12 protein-coding genes are annotated in these 15,527 nt (G+C 60.7%); 11 read left to right on the top strand and 1 reads right to left on the bottom strand.

All coding sequences use genetic code 11. The features are described 5' to 3' along the window. Positions 1 to 4 precede the first annotated feature (4 nt). From murG to CFBP4996_RS08795, 4 genes are all read left to right on the top strand, one after another. Positions 5 to 1,141 carry an undecaprenyldiphospho-muramoylpentapeptide beta-N-acetylglucosaminyltransferase gene (murG, locus tag CFBP4996_RS08810; protein ID WP_080851396.1) on the top strand — a complete coding sequence of 379 codons (1,137 nt, stop codon included), beginning with the start codon at positions 5 to 7 and terminating at the stop codon, positions 1,139 to 1,141. After that, on the top strand, positions 1,138 to 2,553 hold the full coding sequence (murC, locus tag CFBP4996_RS08805; RefSeq protein ID WP_080851398.1) for a UDP-N-acetylmuramate--L-alanine ligase: 1,416 nt from the start codon (positions 1,138 to 1,140) through the stop codon (positions 2,551 to 2,553). Before murG ends, murC begins: the two co-directional genes overlap by 4 nt. Then, positions 2,550 to 3,515 carry a UDP-N-acetylmuramate dehydrogenase gene (gene murB / locus CFBP4996_RS08800; protein WP_080851400.1) on the top strand — a complete coding sequence of 322 codons (966 nt, stop codon included), beginning with the start codon at positions 2,550 to 2,552 and terminating at the stop codon, positions 3,513 to 3,515. The genes murC and murB overlap by 4 nt, the downstream gene beginning before the upstream one ends. A gap of 192 nt (positions 3,516 to 3,707) precedes the next feature. Then, positions 3,708 to 4,517 (top strand): GGDEF domain-containing protein, encoded by an 810-nt coding sequence (locus CFBP4996_RS08795; RefSeq protein WP_162935841.1) that lies wholly within the window; start codon positions 3,708 to 3,710, stop codon positions 4,515 to 4,517. 116 nt (positions 4,518 to 4,633) lie between these two features. Here CFBP4996_RS08795 and CFBP4996_RS08790 read toward each other — a convergent pair whose 3' ends face one another. After that, positions 4,634 to 5,938, bottom strand: coding sequence for an MFS transporter (locus CFBP4996_RS08790; RefSeq protein WP_003522203.1), 1,305 nt, complete (start codon positions 5,936 to 5,938; stop codon positions 4,634 to 4,636). 543 nt (positions 5,939 to 6,481) lie between these two features. Here CFBP4996_RS08790 and CFBP4996_RS08785 point away from each other — a divergent pair. The 7 genes from CFBP4996_RS08785 to recN all read left to right on the top strand — a co-directional run bounded on the left by CFBP4996_RS08785 (position 6,482) and on the right by recN (position 15,523). Next, positions 6,482 to 7,408, top strand: coding sequence for a D-alanine--D-alanine ligase (locus CFBP4996_RS08785; protein WP_059756663.1), 927 nt, complete (start codon positions 6,482 to 6,484; stop codon positions 7,406 to 7,408). Continuing rightward, complete coding sequence (locus tag CFBP4996_RS08780; protein ID WP_162935842.1) at positions 7,396 to 8,328, top strand: cell division protein FtsQ/DivIB; 933 nt, start codon at positions 7,396 to 7,398, stop codon at positions 8,326 to 8,328. The genes CFBP4996_RS08785 and CFBP4996_RS08780 overlap by 13 nt, the downstream gene beginning before the upstream one ends. Further along, the gene (ftsA, locus tag CFBP4996_RS08775) at positions 8,325 to 9,656 is read left to right on the top strand and encodes a cell division protein FtsA (RefSeq protein WP_003513208.1); all 1,332 of its coding nucleotides are present in this window, start codon (positions 8,325 to 8,327) and stop codon (positions 9,654 to 9,656) included. Before CFBP4996_RS08780 ends, ftsA begins: the two co-directional genes overlap by 4 nt. A 92-nt stretch (positions 9,657 to 9,748) precedes the next feature. Further along, the gene (gene ftsZ / locus CFBP4996_RS08770; RefSeq protein WP_059756666.1) at positions 9,749 to 11,509 is read left to right on the top strand and encodes a cell division protein FtsZ; all 1,761 of its coding nucleotides are present in this window, start codon (positions 9,749 to 9,751) and stop codon (positions 11,507 to 11,509) included. Between the two features lie 265 nt (positions 11,510 to 11,774). Next, entirely contained in the window at positions 11,775 to 12,734 is a 960-nt protein-coding gene (gene lpxC / locus CFBP4996_RS08765) for a UDP-3-O-acyl-N-acetylglucosamine deacetylase (RefSeq protein ID WP_080851406.1), read from the top strand. Between the two features lie 233 nt (positions 12,735 to 12,967). Continuing rightward, positions 12,968 to 13,834: an outer membrane protein assembly factor BamD gene (locus CFBP4996_RS08760; RefSeq protein ID WP_003522209.1), complete on the top strand. Its 867-nt coding sequence runs from the start codon at positions 12,968 to 12,970 to the stop codon at positions 13,832 to 13,834. Between the two features lie 15 nt (positions 13,835 to 13,849). Then, complete coding sequence (gene recN / locus CFBP4996_RS08755; RefSeq protein WP_080851408.1) at positions 13,850 to 15,523, top strand: DNA repair protein RecN; 1,674 nt, start codon at positions 13,850 to 13,852, stop codon at positions 15,521 to 15,523. The last annotated feature ends 4 nt before the right edge of the window (positions 15,524 to 15,527 follow it).

Below are 15,527 nucleotides of genomic sequence, written 5' to 3'. Positions count from 1 at the left end.
GATCATGAGCAAGGGTATTGTTCTTCTTGCCGCCGGGGGAACCGGCGGCCATGTCTTTCCAGCCGAGGCGCTCGCGCACACGCTGAAAGCGCGCGGTTATCAGGTGCATCTGGTCACCGACAGCCGCGCCGAGCGTTATGCGGGCAAGTTCCCGGCGGATGAAATCCATGTCGTGCCGTCCGCTACCATCGGCTCGAAAAACCCGATTTCCGTGGCGCGTTCGCTCTGGAAGCTGTGGGTTGGTCTGCGCGCTGCGCGCCGGCTGGTGGCGAAACTGAAGCCGGTCGCAGTCGTCGGTTTCGGCGGTTATCCCACCGTGCCGCCGCTCCTGGCATCGACCGGGCTTGGCGTTCCCTCCATCATTCACGAGCAGAATGCGGTGATGGGCCGCGCCAACAAGGCGCTGGCAGGCCGGGTGAAGGCAATCGCCGGCGGTTTCCTGCCGCCCGCCAACGGCCAATATTCCGACAAGACGGTGGCCACCGGCAACCCCGTTCGCCCGGCGGTGCTGGCGGCGTCGGAGATACCCTATACGCCCTCGCAGACGGGTGAGACATTCCAGCTTGTCGTTTTCGGCGGTAGCCAGGGTGCGCAGTTCTTTTCCAGCGCGGTGCCTGCGGCGATCTGCCTGCTGAAGGATGAGCAGCGCAAGCGCATCGTCGTCACCCAGCAGGCGCGGCCGGAAGACAAGGACAGCGTGATCGCCTCCTATCAGAAGCTCGGCGTGAAGGCGGATGTTTCGCCCTTCTTCGGCGATATGGCGTCGCGTATCGGCGAGGCCGATCTGGTCATCAGCCGCTCGGGCGCTTCGACCGTATCGGAGCTTTCGGTGATCGGCCGCCCGTCGATCCTCGTTCCCTATCCGCATGCGCTCGATCACGATCAGGCCGCCAATGCGGCAGCGCTTTCGGCGGCTGGCGGGGCAAGCGTCATCAAGCAGGCGGAACTGTCGCCGCAGAAGCTTTCCGGCCTGCTGTCCTCAGCGCTTTCGGAGCCGGACCGTCTTTCGGCAACGGCAGCGGCGGCAAAGGCGACGGGCAAACCGCATGCGGCGGATGTGCTGGCCGATCTGGTGGAGGCGATTGCTTCCGGCCGGTCCGTACAGGAATTCAAGATAAAGAATGAAGGAGTTGGGGCATGAAGATGCCGAAAGCCATAGGCCTTGTGCATTTCATCGGCATAGGCGGGATCGGCATGAGCGGCATTGCCGAAGTGCTTCACAATCTCGGCCACCGCGTTCAGGGGTCGGATCAGGCCGACAGCGCCAATGTGCAGCGCCTGCGCGACAAGGGCATCGAGGTTTTCGTCGGTCATACGGCGGATAATATCGGCGATGCCGAGGTCGTGGTCGTTTCCACCGCCATCAAGAAGAACAATCCGGAACTCATCGCGGCGCGTGAAAAGCACCTGCCGATCGTTCGCCGGGCCGAAATGCTGGCCGAGCTGATGCGTTTCCGTAACGCCATCGCCATTGGCGGCACCCATGGCAAGACCACGACCACCTCCATGGTCGCGACGCTGCTGGAAGCCGGCAATCTCGACCCGACCGTTATCAATGGCGGCATCATCAATGCTTACGGCACCAATGCCCGCATGGGCGCGGGCGAATGGATGGTGGTGGAGGCCGACGAGTCCGACGGCACCTTCCTGAAGCTGCCGGCCGATGTGGCCGTCATTACCAATATCGATCCGGAACATCTCGACCATTACGGCAATTTCGATGCCGTGCGCGCTGCCTTCCGTCAGTTCGTCGAGAACGTGCCTTTCTACGGTTTCGGCGTCATGTGCCTCGACCACCCGGAAGTGCAGGCGCTGGTCGGCCGGATCGAGGACCGCAAGGTCATCACCTATGGCGAGAACCCGCAGGCCGATGTGCGGTTTTCGAATGTGCGCATCGACGGCACGCGCTCGGTGTTCGACGTGGAAATCCGCCGTCGTCGTACCGGCAAGATATTCTCCTTCAAGGACCTCGTCCTGCCGATGCCCGGCCGCCACAATGTGTCTAATGCGACGGCGGCGATTGCGGTTGCCAATCGTCTCGGCATTTCGGAAGCCGACATCAAGAAGGGCCTTGCCTCCTTCGGCGGCGTCAAGCGGCGCTTCACGCTGACGGGCGAAGCCAACGGCGTACAGGTCTTTGATGATTACGGTCACCATCCAGTGGAGATCAAGGCCGTGCTGAAGGCGGCGCGGGAGGCCTGCAAGGGCCGCATCGTCGCCGTGCACCAGCCGCACCGCTATAGCCGCCTTTCCAGCCTGTTCGACGATTTCGCGCATTGTTTTAACGATGCCGACACGATTATCCTTGCTCCGGTCTATGCCGCGGGCGAAGATCCGATCGAGGGCGCGAGCTCGGAAGCGCTGGTTTCGGCCATCAAGGCCGCCGGCCACCGTGACGCCCGTTTTCTCGAGAAACGGGAAGATCTCGCCTCAGTGGTTGCAGGCATTGCGAATCCGGGTGATTTCGTGGTTCTCTTGGGGGCTGGAAATATCACGCAATGGGCAGCAGTACTGCCTTCGGAATTGAAGAGCATATCAGGAAAGTCTGAATGAGACAGGTCGATGGGGTTAAATTGCTGGGGAGGCTCGGCGACGGGGTAAATGAATTGCGGGGACGTCTGACACCGGATGCGCCCATGGACCGCGTGACGTGGTTCAGAGCCGGCGGTCTTGCGGAAGTCATGTTCCAGCCGCACGATACCGACGATCTGATTGCCTTCCTGAAAATTCTGCCGGAAGACGTGCCGTTGACCGTGGTTGGCGTCGGCTCGAACCTTCTGGTGCGCGATGGCGGCATTCCGGGCGTTGTCGTCCGTCTGTCGGCCAAGGGCTTCGGCCAGGTGGAGCTTGCCGGTGAAAACCGCATCAAGGCGGGCGCGATCTGCCCGGACAAGCATATTGCCGCTATGGCCATGGATAATGGCATCGGCGGTTTCCATTTCTATTACGGCATTCCCGGCTCCATCGGCGGTGCGCTGCGCATGAATGCGGGCGCCAATGGCGGCGAGACGCGCGAGCGTGTCGTGGAGGTCTATGCGGTCGACCGTCAGGGCAACCAGCATGTGCTTTCCAATGCCGAGATGGGCTACAGCTATCGCCATTCCGGTGCCGATGCGGGCCTGATCTTCACGGGCGCGCTGTTTGAGGGGTATCCCGAAGACAAGGCGAAAATCCGTGCCGATATGGATGCTGTGCGTCATCACCGCGAAACCGTGCAGCCGATCCGCGAGCAGACGGGCGGTTCCACCTTCAAGAATCCCGAAGGTCATTCCGCCTGGGAACTGATCGATGAGGCGGGCGGTCGCGGTCTGGTCATCGGCGGCGCGCAGATGTCGTCGCTGCATTGCAATTTCATGATCAATACCGGCCATGCGACCGGTTACGATCTGGAATATCTGGGCGAGACCATCCGTAAGCGCGTGTTCGAAAAGTCGGGCATCCGGCTGGAATGGGAAATCAAGCGGCTTGGCCTTTTCATGCCGGGCCGTGAGGTGGAGCCTTTCCTCGGAAGCTGAAATCCGGTGTTGTCCGGTATAGTTGGCGACAAAACCTTGCGTTGATGCGGCCGTTGGCGTTTATCGTAACGGTCGATCAATGGTTATGGTCTATAGCAAGATGAAAGTGGAGAGGGTGTCGGCCCTCTCCAATATTTTAGACGATTTATATTAGAGTTTTCGACGACGTTAGATGATTGGGCGCTGCTGGGGATGGTGTTGGGTCTCTGGAAAAAACTGATCGAGATGATGAGTTTTTCGATTGCGACGTCGGAGCGCCGCCGGCGGCTTGAACCGCTGGAATTTGCAATCCGTGTCGCCTGTGTCGTCACGGTTATAGCTGTTCTTATCTGTTTCTTCGGTCTGCTTCTGCTGGCGGAGTTCGGGCTGGTAACGGATCTCGTCAACGGGCTTATCCTTGGCATTACCCTGTCCGCCGCAATCTCGTTTACGATAACGCTGCTGGTTTGCTGGCTGAATGCCAGGGAAGTGAAGCTTCTGGCGCAATCGCATGAGCGATTTCTGTATCTGAGCCATACCGACGCCTTGACGGGCCTCAGCAATCGCCTTGGGCTTTATGCCGGATGTATCGATCTTGGCCCGCATTATTGCGTCGCCTTCCTCGATATCGATCATTTCAAGTCCGTGAACGACAGGTTCAGCCATCTGGCAGGCGATGCGGTGATTTCCAGTGTCGCACAGCGGATACGCGCCGCCTTCGCTGCCTCCGCCAGCGTTGCCAGAATGGGTGGCGAGGAATTCGTTGTCGTGCAGGAAACCGGGCTGCAATCGTTCCTGGACGTTTGCGAAAGGCTGTGTGCGAGTATCGAGGCGGTGCCGGTCGATTATCAGGAGATGCGGATCGGTGTCACCATATCGATTGGCGTGGCTGTCCGGAAGGATGCCGAAGTCTTCGAAAAAGTCCTGCACAATGCCGATCTGGCGCTCTATCAGGCAAAGGGAACGGGGCGTAACCGCATCTGCGTGTCAGGCCAGCGCGACATCCGCCAATCCGTCGCCTAGCGTATTTCCAACAAAGCCGGGAATGGATGCGCTGTTGCGCTATCGGGCGCAGATATGAAAAGGCCCGCGAAACCTCAAGTTCCGCGGGCCTTCTTGTATTTGGAACCCTGCGTGGCTCAGACTTCGTCCTTGCGGGACAGAAGGATGCAGGCGAGCGTGATGAGCGCCGATACGCAGAGATAATAACCGACATAACCCATGCCGTAATTCACCTGCAGCCATGTGGCGATGTAAGGCGCCAGCGATGCGCCGAAGATGCCGGCCATGTTGAAGGTGATGGACGAACCGGTGTAGCGCACGCGGGTCGGGAAGGGGGCGGCGAGCGCCGTTCCGATCAGGCCGTAGGTCATGCCCATCAGCATCATGGCAAGAGCCGCGAAGACGAAGATCGAGCCTTCGCCACCGGACATCAGGCCGGGCAGCAGGAAGGAGAACAGGCCGATCAGCACCGTCGTCAGGATCAGGATTTCACGGCGACCGAATTTTTCGGCGAGCTTGCCGGCGATCGGAATGAAGATGCCGAAAACGATGGAGCCGAGGATCTGCACTTCCAGCGCGTCGAGGAACGGGATTTTCAGGACCTTGACGTTGTAGGACAGAAGATAGGCAGTGCCGATGTAGAAGAGTACGAAGGTGGCCAGCGCCACGAAGGTGCCGAGCACGAGGCTGCGCTTGTGGTTGCGGAACAGTTCCGCGACCGGCACGGCCACACGTTCTTCCTTTTCGATTGCCTTCTGGAAGTCGGGCGTTTCGGTGATCGACAGGCGAACCCACATGCCGACCGCGATCAGGATGATCGAAGCGACGAAGGGAATGCGCCAGCCCCAGCTCAAAAGCGCTTCCTGCGACATGAAGTGCAGCAGGATCCAGAACACGCCGGACGAAAGGAACAGGCCAACGGGTGCACCGAGCTGCGGGAACATGCCGTACCAGCTGCGCTTGCCCGGAGGTGCGTTTTCCGTAGCGAGCAGGACGGCGCCGCCCCATTCGCCGCCAAGGCCGAAACCCTGACCGAAGCGGCAAAGCGCGAGCAGCAGCGGCGCCAGAACGCCGGCGGTCTCATAGGAGGGGAGGAGGCCAATCACGACCGTGGAAACGCCCATCGTGAGCAGGGCGGCGACAAGGGTGGTCTTGCGGCCGACGCGGTCGCCATAGTGGCCGAAGACCACAGCGCCCAGCGGGCGGGCGAAAAAGGCGATGGAGAAGGTGGCGAAGGACGCCAGAAGCGCCGTCATCGGGTCATTGTTCGGGAAGAACAAAGTGGGGAACACGAGCACTGCGGCCGTGGCGTAAACGTAGAAATCGAAAAACTCGATGGTCGTGCCGACCAGGCTGGCAGTGAGAACTCGTGCAGGCGAATTTGTCTTTACAACGTTCGAAGTGTCAGCGGTCGGCGATACCGGAGATATCGCGTCGGTCATGGTATTGGTTCCATTTTGGATGATTGCAATGTCATGCCTTGGGAGGCGACGACTGCGTTAACGCAATTTTTGTTCTTATGGAATGCTAAAAAAGAAATAATGCAGATAATGTGATCCACCAGTGCGACACGTGTGGTTATGCCTCTCGGGGATGGTTTGGCGATTGAGAGACTGATTCAGGCCGCGGTTTTAAAACGCTGAAACGCCAGATAATTTTCCCTGGGGAATAATCCCGTCTGTTAACGTTTCGGCCTTGCCTTTATCGCGGAGCGGCAGACGCACGAGCGCCGTTTTATTTCCGATCATTGAAAACCTGCATGTTGCAATCCATGCAACTCTCTGATTCCAAGGAGGGAATCCGGATCGGTGCTGATTCTTTAACGAAACTCGGCACGTTGGACGCGGCGGTTAACGAAAGTAAACGATTCATTAACCTTAATGGCGTTTAACTGATCTCAAGGGTCATGTGCCAGAATCACCGTTCGTCAAATTCGGTCGGTTCGGAGCGTGGTTCGTAACGGAGAGTTGGTGTCAGAGGTATCGATGAGCGGCAAGCACGTAGCTGTTCTTTTGGGTGGATTTTCGTCGGAGCGGCCGGTCAGCCTGTCGTCGGGCAACGCTTGCGCGCAGGCTCTGGAAGACGAGGGCTACAAGGTCACCCGGGTCGATGTGGGGCGCGATATCGCCGCCGTGCTTGCCGAGCTGCGCCCGGATGTCGCCTTCAACGCGCTGCACGGTCCCTTTGGCGAAGACGGCACCATTCAGGGCATCCTCGAATATCTCGCCATTCCCTATACGCATTCCGGCGTGCTCGCTTCCGCGCTCGCCATGGACAAGGCGCAGGCCAAGAAGGTTGCCGCTGCTGCCGGCATCCCGGTGGCTGCCGAGCGCGTCATGAACCGCTTCGATTTCACCAGCGAGCATCCGCTTGCACCCCCTTATGTCGTGAAGCCGGTGCGTGAAGGTTCGAGCTTCGGTGTCGTGATCGTCAAGGAAGACCAGTCGCATCCGCCGCAGATTCTCACCTCGTCGGAATGGCGCTACGGCGATCAGGTCATGGTCGAGCGCTATATTCACGGCCGCGAACTGACCTGCGGTGTACTCGACGGCGAGGCGCTGGGCGTCACCGAAGTGGTGCCGCTCGGTCACAATTTCTATGATTATGACGCAAAATATGCGGCTGGTGGCTCGAAACATGTCATTCCCGCAGAAATTTCACCGAAAATTTACCAAAAAATTCAAACACTGGCGGTTATGGCGCATCGGGCGATCGGATGCCGTGGCGTAAGCCGTTCAGACTTTCGTTACGACGACCGTTTCTCAGAAGATGGCGAAGTTATCTGGCTTGAAGTGAATACGCAGCCGGGCATGACGCCGACCTCCCTGGTGCCGGAAATGGCGGCCCATGCTGGCCGCTCCTTTGGTAACCTTGTCAGCTGGATGGTGGAGGACGCTTCGTGTTTGCGGTGATCGGCAAAAAGTCGACGGCAAAAAAGCGCGAACAATTCGCGGCGGCGGCCAGCGCCGACGACCGCATGGTATTGCCGCGTCCTCTGCGTCGCTTCGTGCGCTTCGGTGTCAGCCTTGTGACCGGACGCATTCACATTCCAGCCCATACCGGTACGATTTCGGCCGTCGCCTTTTACGCGGTGACCGGGCTTTACGGCATGTCGCTCGGCGGGCACACCAATATCGTCACCCAGACCACGACATCCGCCGCAGGCTTTGCGGTCGAGGACGTGAAGGTTTCCGGCAATCTGCAGACCTCCGAAATCGAAGTGTTCCAGCTTCTCGGCCTCGATGGCAGCACCTCGCTGATCGCGCTCGATATCGATGCGGCGCGCCGCAAACTGGTGCAGCTTCCCTGGGTGGAAGATGTCGATATCCGCAAGGTGTACCCCAAGACCGTGGAAGTCCGGCTGAAGGAGCGTCAGGCCTTCGGCATCTGGCAGCATGGAACGGAACTGTCGCTGATCGAAAAAAGCGGCAGCGTGATTGCGCCGCTGCGGGACAATAAATTCGCCTCCCTGCCGCTCTTCGTCGGCCGCGACGCGGAAACGGGTGCTGCCGGTTTCGTCGAGCAGCTGGCCGACTGGCCGGAAATCCGCAACCGTGTCCGGGCCTATGTCCGTATCGCCGGCCGCCGCTGGGACTTGCATCTCGATAACGGCATCGTCGTCAAGCTGCCGGAAGAAAACCTGCCGCAGGCGCTGCAATTGCTGGCGCGGCTCGATCTCGAGGAAAAGGTGCTGTCGCGCGATGTCGCCGCCGTCGATCTCCGGCTTGCTGACCGCACCACGATCCAGTTGACCGAGGGCGCCACGGAACGCCGTCAGGCCGCTGTCGATGCGCGCACCAAGGCTCTCAAGAAGGCGGAGAAGAACACATGAGCTTTTTCGGTTCTTCCCATTTCGGCCTGCCTCGCCTGAAGCCGCTTTCTTCCAAGCGCAGCCACATCGTTTCGGTGCTGGACATCGGTTCGACCAAGGTCGTGTGCATGATCGGCCGGCTGACGCCGCGCCAGGAAAGCGAAATCCTGCCCGGCCGTACCCATAAGGTCGAAATCATCGGCATCGGCCATCAGCGTTCGCGCGGCGTGAAATCCGGCGTTATCGCCGATCTCGACGCGCTGGAAGGCGTCATCCGTCTTTCGGTCGATGCGGCCGAGCGCATGGCGGGCCTTACCGTCGACAGCCTGATCGTCAATGTTTCCGCCGGACGGCTGGCAAGCGATATCTATACCGCGAGCATCGATCTCGGCGGCCAGGAAGTGGAGGCAAGCGATCTGCGCAAGGTTCTGGTGGCGGCAAGCCAGCAGTCCATGCGCCAGGACCGGGCGATCCTGCATTCGCTGCCGACAGGTTATTCGCTGGATGGCGAGCGCGGCATTCGCGATCCGCTCTCCATGTATGGCGATCTTCTCGGCGTCGACATGCATGTCGTGACGGTCGAACGCACGGCGCTGAAGAACCTCGAGCTTTGCGTCAACCGCGCGCATCTTTCCGTGGAAGGCATGGTGGCGACGCCCTATGCCAGCGGTCTGGCGGCGCTGGTGGACGACGAAGTCGAACTCGGCTGCGCGGCCATCGACATGGGCGGCGGCACCACGACGATCTCGGTTTTCGCCGAAGGCCGTCTCATTCACACCGACGCGATCGGCCTTGGCGGCCATCACGTTACGACAGATCTTGCACGTGGCCTCTCGACACGAATCGAAGATGCGGAGAGACTGAAGGTGGTGCATGGTTCGGCTTTGCTGAATGGCGCGGATGAGCGCGACATGATTTCGATCCCGCCGATTGGCGAAGACGATCGCGATCAACCATCGCAAGTTTCAAGAGCACTAGTAACCCGCATCGTGCGGGCGCGTATCGAAGAGACGCTGGAATTGATCCGTGATCGTATCCAGAAGTCCGGCTTCAGCCCCATCGTCGGCAAGCGCGTTGTCCTGACCGGCGGCGCAAGCCAGCTGACGGGGCTGCCGGAAACGGCACGGCGCATTCTCGCCCGCAACGTTCGCATCGGCCGCCCCATGGGCGTGGCTGGTCTTCCGGTGGCGGCGAAGGGACCGGCATTTTCAACCGCCTGCGGACTGATGATCTATCCGCAGGTGGCGGACATCGAAATTCATGCGGCGCAAGGCGGAATGTTCTCGCCGTTTGGTACGGGTAGCGGCCGGATAGCCCGGGTGGGGCAATGGCTGAAAGAGAGTTTTTGAGTGGCCTCGTGGCGTAAGCCGGAGGTTTCAGAGTTGAGTTTTCAAGAATCGGCCAGCGGGGCGATGCGGCCAGAGAAAGAAGGAATGCTAAAATGACGATACAGCTGCAAAAGCCTGATATCACCGAGCTGAAGCCACGCATCACTGTTTTCGGTGTCGGCGGTGGTGGTGGTAACGCTGTCAACAACATGATCACGGCCGGCCTCCAGGGCGTCGACTTCGTCGTCGCCAACACGGATGCGCAGGCGCTGACCATGACGAAGGCAGACCGGGTCATCCAGCTCGGCGTCAACGTCACCGAAGGCCTCGGCGCCGGTTCCCAGCCGGAAGTCGGCCGCGCCGCCGCTGAAGAATGCATCGACGAGATCATCGATCACCTGAACGGCACCCACATGTGCTTCGTCACCGCCGGCATGGGCGGCGGCACCGGCACGGGTGCTGCTCCTGTCGTCGCACAGGCCGCCCGCAACAAGGGTATCCTGACGGTCGGCGTCGTTACCAAGCCTTTCCACTTCGAAGGCGGCCGCCGTATGCGTCTTGCCGAACAGGGCATCGAGGAACTGCAGAAGTCCGTCGATACGCTGATCGTCATTCCGAACCAGAACCTCTTCCGTATTGCCAACGACAAGACGACCTTCGCCGACGCCTTCGCCATGGCCGACCAGGTTCTCTATTCCGGCGTTGCCTGCATCACCGACCTGATGGTGAAGGAAGGTCTCATCAACCTCGACTTCGCCGACGTTCGCTCGGTCATGCGTGAAATGGGCCGCGCGATGATGGGCACCGGCGAGGCTTCCGGTCCGGGCCGTGCGATGCAGGCTGCGGAAGCGGCAATCGCCAACCCGCTGCTCGACGAAACCTCGATGAAGGGCGCACAGGGCCTGCTGATCTCCATCACCGGCGGTCGCGATCTTACCCTGTTCGAAGTCGACGAGGCTGCAACCCGTATTCGCGAAGAAGTCGATCCGGATGCCAACATCATCCTCGGCGCAACCTTCGACGAAGCTCTGGAAGGTCTCATCCGCGTCTCCGTCGTGGCGACCGGCATCGACCGCGTTGCTGGCGTCGGCGAGCAGAACGTTGCCGATATGCGTGCCGCAGCAGCCGTTGCCAAGCCGCTTATCCGTCCTTCCGCGGCCGTTGCTTCCGCTCCGGCCGCAGTTCAGCCTGCTCCAGCAGTATCGCAGGCACAGAAGGCCGTAGACCCGATCGCCCAGACCATCCGTTCGGCGGAAGCCGAAATGGAACGCGAACTCGGTTTCGCCGCACACCAGCAGCCGGCTCAGGATTTCCGTCCGCAGAGCAAGCTGTTCGCGTCTTCTCCGGCTGAAGCGCCGGCGGCTCTCCGTCCGGCCCAGCCGGTTCAGCAGGCCGCTCCGGCACCGGTCGCTCCGGCGCCCGTCTACCATGCTCCGGAACAGGTTGCCGCTCCGGCGCCGCGCATGCAGCAGCCGCAGGCTCCTGTCTATCAGGAACCCGCACCGGTTGCCCGCCAGGCCGAGCCGGTACGCATGCCGAAGGTCGAAGACTTCCCGCCGGTCGTCAAGGCCGAGCTGGACCACCGCACCCACGCCGCTCCTGCCGCCCAGGAAGAGCGTGGCCCGATGGGTCTTCTGAAGCGCATCACCAACTCGCTTGGTCGCCGCGAAGAAGAAGAAGTTCCGTCCGACATGATGGATGCGCCGAGCATGGCGCCGCAGCAGCGCCGCGCCCCGCTTTCGCCGGAAGCCAGCCTCTACGCACCGCGTCGTGGCCAGCTTGACGATCATGGCCGTGCAACGCCTGCATCGTCCAGCCATCACGACGACGACCAGCTGGAAATCCCGGCTTTCCTGCGCCGCCAGTCCAACTAAGGGCGATTCCATCCGCCTCTTCGAACGCCCGGGTTTCACGATCCGGGCGTTTTGTTTATTTTGCGTTATTAACACTAAATTAATTCGCGTTTTCAAAGGTTTACGCGTGTAACAATCCGAAACGAACAGTGATTTGTCGTGGCACCTACATGTGCGTATGTATGAGGCTGGGTAAAGGAAAACACGGACTTGGCCGGTTGCCAAACCGGCTCGAAAACTTGAACGGCGCTCAAGCGGCGCGGTTTGCAAAACAAGGCATATTCGCATGACTATCGGACTGCTCGGATTTCAGACAACTATCGCAAATGCTGTTCAGCTCAAAGGCATTGGCGTGCATTCCGGCAATCCGGTTTCGATGACCTTCCAGCCCGCAGAAGCCGGAACGGGCATCGTCTTCCACCGCCTTCATGACAATGGCAGCGTTACCGAGTTGAAGGCGGTTTCGGCCAATGTCGGCAATACCGACCTGTGCACCGTGCTCGGCCGTTCGCTTTCCCAGTCGGTGGCGACGATCGAGCACGTCATGGCTGCCATCTACGCCATGGGCCTCGATAACCTCATCGTTGAAGTCGACGGTCCTGAAGCGCCGATCATGGACGGCAGCTCCGCTCCCTTCATTGAGGCGATCGAATCGGTCGGTATCAAGAGCCTCGGCGTGAAGCGCCGCTATATTCGCGTCATCAAGCCGGTGCGTATCGATTCGGGCGCGTCCTGGGCGGAGTTCCGTCCCTATGACGGTACGCGCTTCGAGGTCGACATCGATTTCGACACGCCGCTGATCGGCAAACAGTCCTGGAAGGGCGACCTGACGGCGGAGAGCTTCAAAAGCGAACTGTCGCGCGCCCGCACCTTCGGCTTCATGCGTGATGTGGAGCGCCTGTGGGCCGCCGGTTATGCGCTCGGCTCCTCGCTTGAGAACTCGGTCGTCATCTCCGACGACAACAGCGTCATCAACATGGAAGGCCTGCGTTACGCCAAGGACGAATTCGTTCGTCACAAGACGCTGGACGCCGTGGGCGACCTGGCGCTTGCCGGCGCGCAGTTCATCGGCTGCTACCGCTCCTATCGCGGCGGCCACAAGGTCAATGCGAATGCGCTGAAGGCGCTTTTGAGCGACCGCACCGCCTATGAGATCGTCGAGGCGCCGGCCGCCCGCAACCAGATGGTGCGCGCCCGCGAATTCGTTGCGGTCAACATGCCGGAATTCGCACCCTGGTCTGCGTGAATTCCTTCGCAGGCTATCAATTGACAGAAAAAGCCGCTCCCTTTGGGGCGGCTTTTTCGCGATGCGAACAAGAAGTTGCGTAATATCGCCTGATATTCATGCGATTGCACGGGTCGATGCCATAAAAATGCGTTAATGCGTCATCATTGCGTTGCCCTGCGGATGCTTTTATGGCTAGAACGCCAGTGCAAAGCCGATGCTTATGTATTTGCGCGGGAAGTGGGAACTGTCGAATGAAGCATGTAGGGTCTGGTGCAATGAAGGGTACGATGCGGGGGATCGCCGTCTCGTTGATGTTGGTCGGCGCGAGTGTCGCCGTCACGGCCTGCCAGTCCGATCCGGATATCGACATCACCAAGCTCGGCGTCGAGACTGATCCGCCGGATGTTCTGTACAAGCAGGGGCTTGCCAACATGAACGCCGGTAACATGACGGAAGCCTCACGCAAGTTCGAGGCGATCGACAAGCAGTACCCGTTCACCGAATGGGGCCAGAAGGCGCTGGTGATGCAGACCTTCATTGCCACGCGCACCAACAAGAACGATGTGGCCATTACCAACGGCAGCCGGTTCCTGCGCCAATATCCGCGTTCCAAGGATGCCGCTTACGTTCAGTACATGATCGGTCTTGCCTATTCCAAGCAGATTTCCGACGTCACGCAGGACCAGCGCGCCGCACAGCGCACCGTCGAGGCGATGAACAAGGTCGTCAACGACTATCCCGATTCGGAATATGTCGCCGATGCGCAGGCCAAGATCCGTTTCGCCCGCGACCAGCTCGCCGGCCGCGAAATGCAGGTCGGCCGTTATTATCTTGAGCGCAAGGAATACCTCGCCGCCGTTTCGCGTTTCCGCATCGTCGTCGAGCAGTACCAGAACACCAACCAGATCGAGGAAGCGCTGGCGCGTCTGACGGAAGCCTATTACGCAATGGGCCTGGTGGACGAAGCGCAGACCGCGGCCGCCGTTCTCGGCAACAACTATCCTGACAGCCAATGGTATTCGGATTCCTACAAGCTGCTGAAGGGCAGCGGGCTGGAGCCGCGGGAAAACAAGGGGTCCTGGATTTCGCGCGCCGGCAAGAAGCTCATCGGCGCCTGAGACGGGGCATAGGCCATGCTGGTCCAGCTCTCGATTCGCGATATCGTTCTCATCGAAAGGCTCGACCTCGGTTTCGAGGCGGGCCTTTCCGTGTTGACGGGCGAGACGGGTGCGGGCAAATCCATTCTTCTCGATAGTCTCTCGCTCGCGCTTGGCGGCCGTGGCGATGGCGGCCTTGTGCGCCACGGGGAAGAGAAGGGGCAGGTCACCGCCACCTTCGAGGTCCCGAACAATCACCCGACACGGCTTCTCCTGCGTGAAAACGGTCTCGACGACGATGGCGACCTGATTTTCCGCCGGGTGCAATCCTCTGACGGTCGCACCAAGGCCTATATCAACGATCAGGCCATCAGCGTGCAGATGATGCGCCAGCTCGGGCAGTTGCTGGTCGAAATCCATGGTCAGCATGATGATCGCGCGCTTGTCGATACCGATGCACATCGGACGCTGCTGGATGCCTTTGCCGGTCTGAGCGATGAGGCTCGTGCCGTTCAGGGCCTCTATCGCACCTGGAAGGATGCCGAGCGTGCGCTGAAGACGCATCGCGCCAAGGTGGAGGCGGCAGCGCGCGAGGCGGATTACCTTCGCTCCTCCGTCGAAGAGCTGGAAACGCTCTCGCCGCGCGACGGTGAAGAGGACGAGCTGGCCGAACGCCGGGCGGTGATGCAGAAATCCGAACGCATTGCCGGCGATATCGCCGAGGCAAGCGAGTTTCTGAACGGCAATGCCTCGCCCGTGCCTGTCATCGCCTCGATGATGCGGCGTCTGGAGCGCAAGAGCCATGAAGCGCCGGGCTTGCTGGAAGACACAGTGCAATTGCTGGATGCCGCGCTCGACAGCCTTTCCAATGCGCAGATGGAAGTGGAGGCGGCGCTGCGCCGCACCGAATTCGATCCGCGTGAGCTGGAGCGGGTGGAGGAGCGGCTGTTTGCGCTGCGTGCTGCCGGGCGCAAATATAATGTTGCCGTGCCCGATCTGCCGGCTCTCGCCGAAAAAATGGTGGCCGATCTCGCCGATCTCGATGCCGGCGAAGAAAAGCTCGGCAAGCTCGAGGCCAATCTCGGCGTGGTGAAGGCCGATTTCGACCGTGCCGCGCAATCGCTTTCCGACAAGCGCCGTCACGCGGCGGATGCGCTTTCCAATGCGGTGATGGCAGAACTGCCGGCGCTGAAGCTGGAGCGGGCGCGGTTTACCGTCGAGGTAACCTCCGATCCCGAACAGGCGACGGCCGACGGCATCGACACGGTGGAATTCCACGTCCAGACCAATCCGGGCACACGGCCGGGACCGATCATGAAGGTGGCCTCTGGTGGTGAATTGTCCCGCTTCCTGCTGGCGCTGAAAGTGGCGCTGGCGGATCGCGGCTCAGCACCGACGCTGGTGTTCGATGAAATCGATACGGGTGTCGGCGGTGCGGTGGCGGATGCCATCGGCCAGCGGCTGCGCCGCCTGTCCAAAACCGTGCAGGTCCTGTCCGTTACCCATGCGCCGCAGGTGGCGGCACGGGCGGCGACCCATCTACTCATTTCCAAGGGCCCGTCTGGCGACGGCAGCGAGCGAATCGCCACGCGCGTAGCCACCATGGAGCCGAAACACCGCACCGAAGAGATTGCCCGCATGCTCGCCGGTGCGTCGGTGACGGACGAGGCGAGGGCTGCGGCGGCTCGCCTGCTGGCGGCCAAGGACTGACGGC

The organism is Agrobacterium leguminum (assembly GCF_005144435.2).
Taxonomy (GTDB): domain Bacteria; phylum Pseudomonadota; class Alphaproteobacteria; order Rhizobiales; family Rhizobiaceae; genus Agrobacterium; species Agrobacterium leguminum.
This window is presented reverse-complemented; position numbering and strand designations above follow the sequence as displayed.